8 protein-coding genes are annotated in these 10484 nt (G+C 40.3%); 1 reads left to right on the forward strand and 7 read right to left on the reverse strand.

Features of this window, described 5'->3' with window-relative positions; all coding sequences use genetic code 11:
* Nucleotides 1–93: 93 nt before the first annotated feature.
* The 3 genes from parC to parE form a co-directional block, all read right to left on the reverse strand.
* Nucleotides 94–2550 carry a DNA topoisomerase IV subunit A gene (parC, locus tag HMPREF2697_RS07515; RefSeq protein WP_070850199.1) on the reverse strand — a complete coding sequence of 819 codons (2457 nt, stop codon included), beginning with the start codon at nt 2548–2550 and terminating at the stop codon, nt 94–96.
* 704 nt (nt 2551–3254) lie between these two features.
* The gene (locus HMPREF2697_RS07520) at nt 3255–4328 is read right to left on the reverse strand and encodes a hypothetical protein (RefSeq protein ID WP_004182951.1); all 1074 of its coding nucleotides are present in this window, start codon (nt 4326–4328) and stop codon (nt 3255–3257) included.
* 12 nt (nt 4329–4340) lie between these two features.
* Complete coding sequence (parE, locus tag HMPREF2697_RS07525) at nt 4341–6296, reverse strand: DNA topoisomerase IV subunit B (RefSeq protein WP_048790638.1); 1956 nt, start codon at nt 6294–6296, stop codon at nt 4341–4343.
* A gap of 137 nt (nt 6297–6433) precedes the next feature.
* Here parE and plsY point away from each other — a divergent pair, with 137 nt between their 5' ends.
* The gene (gene plsY, locus HMPREF2697_RS07530) at nt 6434–7075 is read left to right on the forward strand and encodes a glycerol-3-phosphate 1-O-acyltransferase PlsY (protein WP_014633423.1); all 642 of its coding nucleotides are present in this window, start codon (nt 6434–6436) and stop codon (nt 7073–7075) included.
* 117 nt (nt 7076–7192) lie between these two features.
* Here the strand turns inward: plsY and HMPREF2697_RS07535 are convergent, their stop codons facing one another.
* From HMPREF2697_RS07535 to HMPREF2697_RS07550, 4 genes are all read right to left on the reverse strand, one after another.
* Nucleotides 7193–7570, reverse strand: a complete 378-nt coding sequence (locus tag HMPREF2697_RS07535; protein ID WP_002885939.1) for a helix-hairpin-helix domain-containing protein — start codon at nt 7568–7570, stop codon at nt 7193–7195.
* Between the two features lie 74 nt (nt 7571–7644).
* A complete protein-coding gene (locus HMPREF2697_RS07540) occupies nt 7645–7899 on the reverse strand; it encodes a DUF1912 family protein (RefSeq protein ID WP_002886199.1) in 255 nt (84 codons plus the stop codon).
* 112 nt (nt 7900–8011) lie between these two features.
* On the reverse strand, nt 8012–8962 hold the full coding sequence (mmuM, locus tag HMPREF2697_RS07545; protein WP_070850201.1) for a homocysteine S-methyltransferase: 951 nt from the start codon (nt 8960–8962) through the stop codon (nt 8012–8014).
* A gap of 11 nt (nt 8963–8973) precedes the next feature.
* Nucleotides 8974–10350 carry an amino acid permease gene (locus HMPREF2697_RS07550; protein ID WP_070850203.1) on the reverse strand — a complete coding sequence of 459 codons (1377 nt, stop codon included), beginning with the start codon at nt 10348–10350 and terminating at the stop codon, nt 8974–8976.
* Between the last annotated feature and the right edge of the window lie 134 nt (nt 10351–10484).

Consider the following 10484-nt stretch of genomic DNA (forward strand, 5'->3'; position numbering starts at 1 on the left):
TGCAAAATTCTGACAATTCTTTTTAAAACACTTATTTTGCCCATCAAAGAAAAAAACTCTGCCCTCTAATAAGAGAACAAAGCTTTCTTATCTTTATCTTTCAATAATCTTGGCAGAAAAGACTTCTTTGTCTGCTAATCCTTCAATGAAACTACCGTTGCTAGTACGGTCTGAGAGATTTAGAAGGGACAAGTCAACCTCTGCCGTTTCACCTGTTGTAGCTGTTACAAGCAAGGTCTGAGGAGTCTCTTCTACTGGTGTCGCTAAAAGATCTATTTCGCCACCAGCATTTTCCGTAAAGACTGGACCCGCAGTGAAGACACGGTGCGGTTTCGTCTTAAGCTCACGAAGGACTTGGAGACCTCGACCAGCTCGCTTAGCCTGCGGAATATCGGCTGTAGCCACACGTTTGAGACTAGCTCTTTGTGTCAGAAGGTAGAAACTTTGAGTATTTGCCACAAAGACAGCCTGAACGGTATCATCATCCTTAAGATTGATTGCCTTAACACCTGCTGCCTTGGCACCAACTACTGGCACTTCGTCCGCGTTAAAGCGAAGGGCATAACCTTTTTGAGTGATAATCATGATATCATCCAATTGAATTGGAGTGACTGTAACAATAAAATCATTATCATCCTTGAGTTTAGCGTATTTAACTGACTTAGACTTGTAGGTACGCCATGGCGTAAATTCCTTGCGTTCGAAACGTTTAATCTGACCCAGCTTGGTAGCTGCTAGGTAAGTACCCGTTTCAAAATCATCCAGGATTTCTGCGTAAAGCACTTCTTCATCCTTAGATAAATTGGTGATGGTTTGTGACAAATGCTCTCCCAAATCCTTCCAACGAATGTCTGGCAACTCATGGATTGGACGATAAATCACATTGGCCTGATTAGTGAACATCAAGAGGTGTTGTGTCGTCTTAGCCTGCTGAACCAAAATCAAATCATCATCATCACGTTTTCCGACTTCGTCAATCGTTGAAGCATTGAAAGAACGTGGGCTTGTACGTTTGACATAACCACCACGAGTGATGCTGACATAGGTTTCTTCTTCAACAATCAAACTTGCAGTATCAATTTCAATGGTCTTGGTTTCTGCTTGCAACTCTGAACGACGGTCATTACCAAATTTCTTCTTAATATCACGAAGTTCACGTTTCATGACATTAAACATGGTACGCTCATCACCAATGATAGCAGCCAAGGTTGCAATTTGTTCACGTAAATCAGCTTCCTCATTTTGGAGAGTGACAATATCCGTATTGGTCAAACGATAAAGTTGCAAGGTCACGATAGCTTCGGCTTGTTCTTCTGAAAAATCATAGCTGACCTTAAGATTTTCCTTAGCATCAGCCTTATTTTCAGAAGCTCGGATAAGAGCGATAACCTCATCCAAAATAGAGATAACTCGGATCAAACCTTCGACAATGTGAAGACGTTTTTCAGCTTTTTCCTTGTCAAATTTTGAACGAGCAACGATAATATCACGACGGTGGGCAATGTAGCTAGATAAAATCTTTTGCAAGCCTACTTGACGTGGGGTGAAATTATCAATAGCCACCATGTTGAAATTGTAGTTAACCTGAAGATCCGTATATTTCAAAAGATAGTTAAGAATAGTTTGACTGTCAGCATCCTTCTTAAGTTCAATAGCAATACGCAACCCTGTACGGTCAGACTCATCACGAACTTCCGCAATACCTGGAACCTTGTTATTGACTCGAACATCATCGATTTTTTTAACAAGAACTGCCTTATTGACATCGTAAGGAATTTCAGTAACGATGATTTGTTCCTTACCACCTTTGAGTTGTTCGATCTCAGTACGTGAACGCACAACGACACGACCCTTACCGGTTTCGTAGGCCTTACGAATCTCATCCTTGCCCTGAATGATAGCCCCTGTTGGGAAATCTGGACCAGGCAAGAATTCCATCAATTTATCCAGTTTAGCAGATGGATGGTCAATCATATAGACAACGGCATCGATGACCTCTGACAGATTATGCGGTGGAATATCTGTGGCATAACCAGCAGAAATCCCTGTAGCCCCATTAACCAAGAGGTTTGGAAAGGCTGCAGGTAAAACGGTTGGTTCCTTCTCTGTATCATCAAAGTTCCAAGCCCAAGGAACGGTGTTTTTATCAATATCTTGAAGAAGGTAGCCAGCAATCTCTGACAAACGCGCCTCTGTATAACGCATAGCCGCTGGTGGATCACCATCCATAGAACCGTTGTTACCGTGCATCTCAACTAAGATTTCACGATTCTTCCAGTCCTGGGACATACGGACCATGGCGTCATAAATGGAACTATCGCCATGTGGGTGGAAATTACCCATAATGTTACCCACCGACTTGGCAGATTTACGATAGCCCTTATCATGGGTATTGCCGTCCTTATTCATGGAATAAAGAATACGACGTTGGACGGGTTTCAAACCGTCACGAATGTCAGGAAGCGCACGCTCCTGAATAATGTATTTGGAGTAGCGTCCAAAACGCTCCCCCATGATGTCCTCAAGGGACATGTTTTGAATATTAGACATAAGATACAAAGGGACGATTCGGCTTGCCGAAAATTTCTGTAGAAAAATAGGAAATCGATGTAGGGTTCGATAAGCCCAAAGCGATTTATCTTTTTTCCTAAGAAATTAGTCCCGTGTTCAGTTACATTCAGTAACCAAACGACCCTTTCTGTAGTTTAAAATACGTTGTTAAACGGTGAGGACGGAGCTTTCACACAGCATATAAGGCCTGTTCAACTCCTTTCAAAAAATGTATAGCAATTATGATAGATAAAAGATATTTTACGGAAAAATTATTACCTGTTTAGTTAAAATACAAATGGACAATTAAGCTTGGAACAATATAAAGCACCTTGTAGGATCTGAATAAGCTTTTCCACGTTCCAAAGTTTACTAGTATAAATGTGCTCAGACATATTTGATTTTCTAGAAATCCCTAACTAGTGTTCGCTCTATGATAGAAGTTAGAAAAATTTAATGCTCTCTATATCTCGTAGAATTAAACCAGCGATATTCTAATTTATTACATTTTTTAATCATCTGATTTTTTTTTATTTTAACTCTAATTCTCTTTTTAACTTTGCTAATTTCTAGAAAAATATTTTTGCTTTAAAATTGCTCATTAAAAAATCAGGTAACCTTACTTTATTCCTAGTTAAGTTGTAAGAAAATCAGATAAGTTGAAATTTCACTTCTATAATACTTTATTTCATTAAACATATTAATTAATATCCTGGATATAGAGGATCTTCTACGCTTATGACTTTATCTGAAAGATAACGTCCCAATGCATGAAAATTATTATCATCTGATATAGAATTTGAAAAATTGAATTCTTTCCCTTTTGTTAGCTCATCGATATTCCATTTAACTCCAGATAATACGCATAATCTCTGTTTATCCTCCTCCGATAATTTATTATCATTTCTTGGAAGAAGTCTCTCAAATTCTTTATCTAAATACGAAAAGGTATTATCATATATATTCTCGTCTCCAGATGCCTTCATCTCATTCTCAGGAAAATGAGCCATATTTTTGGTATAGTTTTTTAAATCTTCATACCGTTCATCTGGAAGCCTTTCTTTCCCAAAGGGAGTTGTTAAAAATTTTTCAGTAATTTTCTTAGATGGATTATCTTTATAAGAATATTCAATATCAGTAAATATTGCTAAGAAAGGATAAACTCTCAATTCAAATGCAATGTCATCCGAACCAGGTTTACCGTATATTTTTTTTCTCAAATCCTTAGCACCTAATTTACCAAAAAAATTTTTCGGCAAAACTGACGTCTCAATTTCATCGATTGTTTTACCTGTACTTGTTTGACTTATGACATTATCGTAAGAGATCGGCAAAAGAATAAGACTGGATACTCTCCTACCATCTTTAAAAATATAATATAACTTTGCTGGAACATACATGAAATATGATGGTTGAGGAGGAGAAGTTAGAGGTTTTTGTGATTCATTATATAAGGTATAACTTGGATTACTCTGCCACAAATTTTGAATGATATTAAAATTTGTAGTATCTAAATAACTATTTCTTTCTTGATTTTTTAAATTATTTTCAATGGTTTGATAACTCATGAAGGCTGTAATTATAAGCGAAACCAGTGAAATAATAATTGATATGTTTTTTTTATACCACGGTTTATTCTGTTCCTCTTGTTTGATTAGAAATGGTTGTGGTAATTGAGGTAATTCAATTTTTGTATTTTCGACATTACTGCTATCGTTTTTTAAATCTTCTTTCACCTTTCTTGGAACATTAACTTTTTGACTCTTTTTTTTAGACATCCATTTCTCCTCCTAAAACACCATTTCCCCACTTTCCTCAAGTGTAAATTTAACGTTATCTTCGATCCATTGACGGCGTGGTGCTGCCTTATCTCCCATAAGGACTGAGACGCGACGTTCGGCACGCGCTAGATCGTCAATCGTCACTCGGATAAGGGTTCTTGTCTCTGGATCCATGGTTGTTTCCCAAAGCTGGTCAGCATTCATCTCACCAAGCCCCTTGTAACGTTGGAGAATAGCTCCACGACCAAATTTTTGACGAAGTTCCTCAAGCTCCCCATCTGTCCAAGCGTATTCGACAACTTCCTTCTTGCCTTTTCCTTTGGACATCTTGTAAAGAGGAGGCAAAGCGATATAAACGTGTCCTGCTTCAACCAACGGACGCATATAACGATAGAAGAAAGTAAGAAGTAAGGTCTGGATGTGAGCCCCATCGGTATCGGCATCGGTCATGATGATAATCTTGTCGTAGTTGATATCGTCAAGATTAAAATCAGCTCCAACACCTGCACCAATAGTGTAAATCATGGTATTGATTTCTTCATTTTTGAGAATGTCAGCCATTTTGGCCTTCTCAGTGTTTAGGACTTTACCTCGAAGAGGCAGGATAGCCTGAAATTTACGATCACGACCTTGTTTAGCTGATCCACCGGCAGAATCCCCTTCGACTAGATAAAGCTCATTTTTCTTAGCATTTTTAGACTGGGCTGGCGTCAGTTTCCCTGATAAGAGCCCCTTGTCTTTTTTATTTTTCTTGCCATTTCGACTCGCATCACGCGCTTTTCTAGCAGCTTCACGGGCATCACGGGCCTTGATAGCCTTACGAACCAAGTTAGAAGCTAAATCCCCATTTTCCATAAGGAAGTAAGTCAGATGCTCTGAAACAATACTATCAACAATAGGACGAGCTAAAGGAGATCCAAGTTTGTCCTTGGTTTGTCCTTCAAACTGAAGGTGTTCTTCAGGAACCAAAAGCGAGATAACTGCTGACAAGCCCTCACGGTAATCTGAACCTTCAAGGTTCTTATCTTTTTCTTTGAGAAGACCCGTCTTACGCGCATAATCGTTAAGAGCCTTGGTAATGGCAGACTTGAAGCCTGTTTCGTGGGTCCCTCCGTCCTTAGTACGGACATTATTGACAAAGGAAAGGATATTGTCAGAGTATCCGTCATTATACTGGAGGGCTAATTCCAAGTGAAATTCTTGCTGATCTCCATCAATATAGATAACTGGTGTCAGCGTTTCCTTGTCCTCATTCAGGTATGACACAAAGTCTTGAACTCCATTTTCATAATGGAATTCTTCACGAACTTCTTCTTCGCCACGCAAGTCTGTCAATGTCATAGTGACATTTTTAAGAAGGAAGGCTGATTCTTTGAGACGCTCTGAGATAGTGTTAAATTTAAAGTCAGTTGTTGAAAAGATGCTCGCATCAGGCATAAAGGTAACTTTTGTACCTGTCTTAGACTTAGGCGCTTTACCAATCTTTTCAAGCCCTGTTACAGGGTGACCACCATTTTCAAAACGTTGGCGATAAACACTACCGTCACGGGTAATTTCTACCTCAAGCCAACTAGACAGCGCATTAACAACTGAGGAACCCACACCGTGAAGACCTCCAGAAGTCTTATAACCACCCTGTCCAAATTTACCACCCGCGTGGAGAACAGTGAAAATAACTTCAACTGTTGGTTTACCCATAGCATGCATACCTGTCGGCATCCCACGTCCAGAGTCAGAAACAGAAACGGAACCATCCTTATTTAGGGTAACAGCGATAACATCACCAAAACCAGAAAGAGCTTCATCGACCGCATTGTCGACAATCTCCCAAACTAGGTGGTGAAGTCCTGTTCCATCTGTTGAGCCAATGTACATTCCAGGGCGCTTGCGAACCGCATCCAACCCTTCTAGTACCTGAATGGCATCATCATTATAATTATTTACATTAATTTCTTTTTTAGCCAAGAGTGACCTCCAAAATTTTCATCCTTATTATTTTATAAGTTTTCAGAAGAATTTGCAAAAGAAATCAAGAAAGTCCAAAAGATATCTTAAGGCTGACTGACTTTGTCAATTACTAGGCTGTATGCTATAATTATCTCATGAAAATCTTATTGTTAATCCTAATCGCCTACTTGCTAGGTTCCATTCAGACCGGCCTCTGGATTGGGAAACTTTTCTTCCATACCAATCTTCGTGAGCATGGCTCTGGAAATACTGGAACAACCAATACCTTTCGTGTTCTAGGTAAGACTGCTGGTACCATCACCTTCTTGGTTGATATGTTCAAGGGGACCTTGGCTGTTCTTCTACCTATCTGGCTTGGTGTTACAGAGGTTTCACCTCTAATCATTGGTTTCTTTGCTATTATCGGACATGTTTTTCCAATCTTTGCTGGATTTAAAGGTGGGAAGGCCGTTGCGACAAGTGCTGGGGTGCTTCTTGGTTTTGCCCCACTCTACTGTGTATTCCTACTCTTGGTCTTTGCTCTAACACTCTATCTAACCAGCATGATTTCATTTTCAAGTGTCACTGCTGCAATTGTTGGACTGATTACCTTGGCTGTCTTTCCAGCCATCCACTTCTTGCTAGATGGCTATGACCTTATTTTCACTGGGGTCCTCACCATCATGGCTTTGATTATTATCTTTCGCCACACTGAAAATATGGGGCGAATCCGTAGGCATCAAGAAAACTTGGTACCTTTTGGACTTAATTTAACCAAACAAAATCCAAATAAATAATACAGATCTATCAACCACTAGCAAAAAGCTAGTGGTTTTCTTGTTCTCCTAATCAAACAATGCTTACCAAGTCAAAGAATAAAGATCCGAAGTCTACACCTCGGATCTTTTTTAGGCTTAAGCTTTAAAGCTGACACCATTTTCTTTCAATTTTTTAACTGTCGCAGGTCCGACACCCTTGAGGGCAAGAACTTCTTCTTCAGTCACAGTAGCAAAAGCCTCTGCTGAAGTCAAACCTTCATTGTAAAGAGTCTCTACAAGGTTTGAACGAAGGCCTTCAACTTCTGGAAGTTCTGCAAAAGCTTCAAGACTAAGGTCTTTTGCTGCTACTTCTTCCTTAGCAACTGTCTTAGTTTCAGCAACAGGTTGTGGTGCTACTGGTGGCACTGGTGGAACAGGCGCAACTGGTGGAACAGGGGCTTTAACATTATTGAAAAGTCCTTGTTTTTTCAAACGGTGTTTAAAAGCTTTCTTTTTATTTTTTACTTTAGCCATGTTTAGTCTTCTCCTATTTTAATCGGCGACACCATTCCATAAAGTACTGTCGCCATTTTCTTTTTCATCCTCTATTAATAGTGACGTTCCCCGAACAAGCCATCTGGCATATCATGGAAACCTTTGCCAGCACGATAGTTGGCAAACTTGCCAATTAGGAAATTGTAAGCATCCAATTTGGCTTCATAACGGTAACTTGCATCACGTGCACGCTCATCGCCATCTTCTTCCCAGATTTTCTTGCTAGCGGCCAAGGCCGTTTCGTTTACTTTAACTTGGGTAACAACCCAGGCTTCGAAGTCTTTTAGAAATTCTTGTTCGTAGGTCATATTTTCCTCTTCATTTTAAAAACCAGCTTAACGCTGGCTTCATTTTCTACTAATAGTGTGTAGAGCTCATAGCCTTACAGTCTCCTATTATAACAAATAATTAGAAATTTGACTAGGTTCTAAACTCTGCATATAAGGCTTTAATGTCATTTGGACGTGTGCGGCAGCAACCACCTAAAATCTTAACTCCAAACTGATCATGCCAATCCTTACTGTGTTCAACTAAGGTCAGAGCATCCTTATCCTTAGGTTTCCAAGTCTGCGTACTACCATCATAAACCTCACCTGAGTTGGGGTAAGTAATGAGGGCTTTTCCAGCATTTTTAAGAATAGTAAGAGCCTGATTATAGAGCAGAGGCGAACTACAGTTGATTCCTAGAGCCAAGATTTGGTCTGACTGGCCAACAAGCTGGGCAATCTCATCTAGAGAAGTCCCATCACTGATAGTGCCTGGTTCTTGGACTGTAAAACTGATATAAGCTTCTGCTTCTGGAAATTCTTCAGCCAGAAGTTCAATCAAAGCTTGTGCTTCCAGACGATTCGGAATGGTTTCCAAAGCCAACAAATCGACACCCTGATCTAGGAGAATTTGAATTCGAGGGCGATGAAACTCCTTAAGCTCCTCGATGGTAATCTGACCATAATCACCAGTATACTCGGAACCATTGGCCAAATAGGCTGCATAAGGACCGACATCACCAGAAATCAATGGATAAGGACGCTTAGCTTTCTCAGTCTCATCTAAAGCTGTCCAGACCTTATCGCGTGCATTCTTTGCCAACTGAACTGTCAAGGCAATAATCTGCTCCGCTTCTTTCTCAGTAAGTCCAGCCTCTATCAAGCCTGGCAAGGTTGCCTGATAAGACGATGTGGTAATCAAGTCAGCCCCAGCAGCTACATAGGTTTCGTGGATTTTTTGAATAACTTCTGGCTTGTCAAGCAGGTACTTAGCTGACCAGAGTTTGCCAGAAATATCATAACCCAAGCTCTCCATCTCTGTTCCCAGAGCTCCATGAAGAATGAGGGGAGATTTATTCTCTAGATAGTCTTTAAATATTGACATACAAGGCCTCCTTACCATTTTTTAAAGCGAAGGTAGTGATAGAGGTAGCAGAAAATCATGAAAGGAATACCAAAGTAGAGTCCCGCACGCTGCGAACTATCCCAAGCAATACCAAGAACAGAAATGGCCAACAGAACGATTGTGATATAAGGTAGGATTGGATTAAACGGTGTCTTGTAATCCAACTCATCATCGGAATGTTCTAAATTCCACTGTTTACGGAAGTTGATTTGTGCCATAGGAATAGAGAGCCAGACAACAACAACTGCAAATCCAGCGATTGATACCAAAGCTAGGTAAACTGTATCTGCTGCATAGATACTTGAAAAGAGCGATAAAACTGCTCCTGCCATAGAAATCAAAAGAGCTGTCATTGGAACACCATGCTTATTAATTTTCACTAGCTTTTTATTGAGCATCCCCTCATTGGCCAAAGACCACAGCATACGGCTTGACGCATAAAGTCCTGAATTTCCAGCAGAAAGGATAGCTGTCAAGATAACAAAGTTCATAATGTCCGCCGCAAATGGAATTCCCATCTTGTCAAAGACATCAACGAAAGGTGCTGAAGAAACTCCTGCTTCTTTCATTGGAAGTAGCGAAGCCAAGACCACAATCGTCAGTACAAAGAAGATCACCAAACGACCAATGGTCGTTTTAATAGCTCGTGGAACAGCCTCTTTAGGATTGTCTGTCTCACCAGCTGCAATACCGATTAACTCTGTTCCCGAAAAGGCGTAGTTAACCGCCAACATGACTGACACAATAGCAAGACCACCATTTGGAAAGAGACCATTGGCCGTCAAGTGCTTGAACATAATGGCCTCATGGTGCCCATCAAAACTCACCAATCCAAACATAGCCCCTAGCCCCAGAATAATGAAAACCAGGATAGCAATGACTTTTATTGACGAGAAGAAGGACTCTGCTTCCGCAAAAGACCTCACACTCAGAGCATTAATCCCAAAAATCACCAAGGCAAAGAATGCCGCAAAAATCCAAGCCGGAACTGATGGAAACCAACGTTGCATCAACATGGCAGCACCGAGAAATTCTGTTCCCAAAGCTACCGTCCAACAAATCCAATAAAGCCAAGCTACCGTAAAGCCGGTCCCCGGACTGATAAATTTAGTAGCATAGGTGTGAAAGGATCCCGTTACTGGCATGGCAACTGCTAACTCACCCAATGAAAGCATGACCAAGTAAACAACGATAGCCCCCACAAGATAAGATAGTATCGCACCAAGAGGGCCTGCTTGTGCAATCGTATAGCCTGAACTTAAGAAAAGACCAGTACCAATGACACCACCCAGCGATAGCATAAAGAGGTGTCGAGAAGTCATCTTCCGTTGGAACTGACCCTCATTTTTATAATTATGGTTTTCCATAGATTCCTCCAATATATGTGATAAAACAAGCTTATCACAATATCATTTCCTTGGATAATAAGTGAAAACTATCAAAGAGATAGTTAAAGACTATCACAAGAGTCAAAACCACCCGTGAGAATGATATGCCCCCT

Source organism: Streptococcus sp. HMSC064D12, assembly GCF_001837205.1.
GTDB lineage: Bacteria > Bacillota > Bacilli > Lactobacillales > Streptococcaceae > Streptococcus > Streptococcus salivarius_D.

Coding starts and splice junctions, on each gene's coding strand:
- parC (WP_070850199.1), bottom strand. CDS start 2,550: ATGTCTAATATTCAAAACATGTCCCTTGAGGACATCATGGGGGAGCGT.
- HMPREF2697_RS07520 (WP_004182951.1), bottom strand. CDS start 4,328: ATGTCTAAAAAAAAGAGTCAAAAAGTTAATGTTCCAAGAAAGGTGAAA.
- plsY (WP_014633423.1), top strand. CDS start 6,434: ATGAAAATCTTATTGTTAATCCTAATCGCCTACTTGCTAGGTTCCATT.
- HMPREF2697_RS07535 (WP_002885939.1), bottom strand. CDS start 7,570: ATGGCTAAAGTAAAAAATAAAAAGAAAGCTTTTAAACACCGTTTGAAA.
- HMPREF2697_RS07540 (WP_002886199.1), bottom strand. CDS start 7,899: ATGACCTACGAACAAGAATTTCTAAAAGACTTCGAAGCCTGGGTTGTT.
- mmuM (WP_070850201.1), bottom strand. CDS start 8,962: ATGTCAATATTTAAAGACTATCTAGAGAATAAATCTCCCCTCATTCTT.
- HMPREF2697_RS07550 (WP_070850203.1), bottom strand. CDS start 10,350: ATGGAAAACCATAATTATAAAAATGAGGGTCAGTTCCAACGGAAGATG.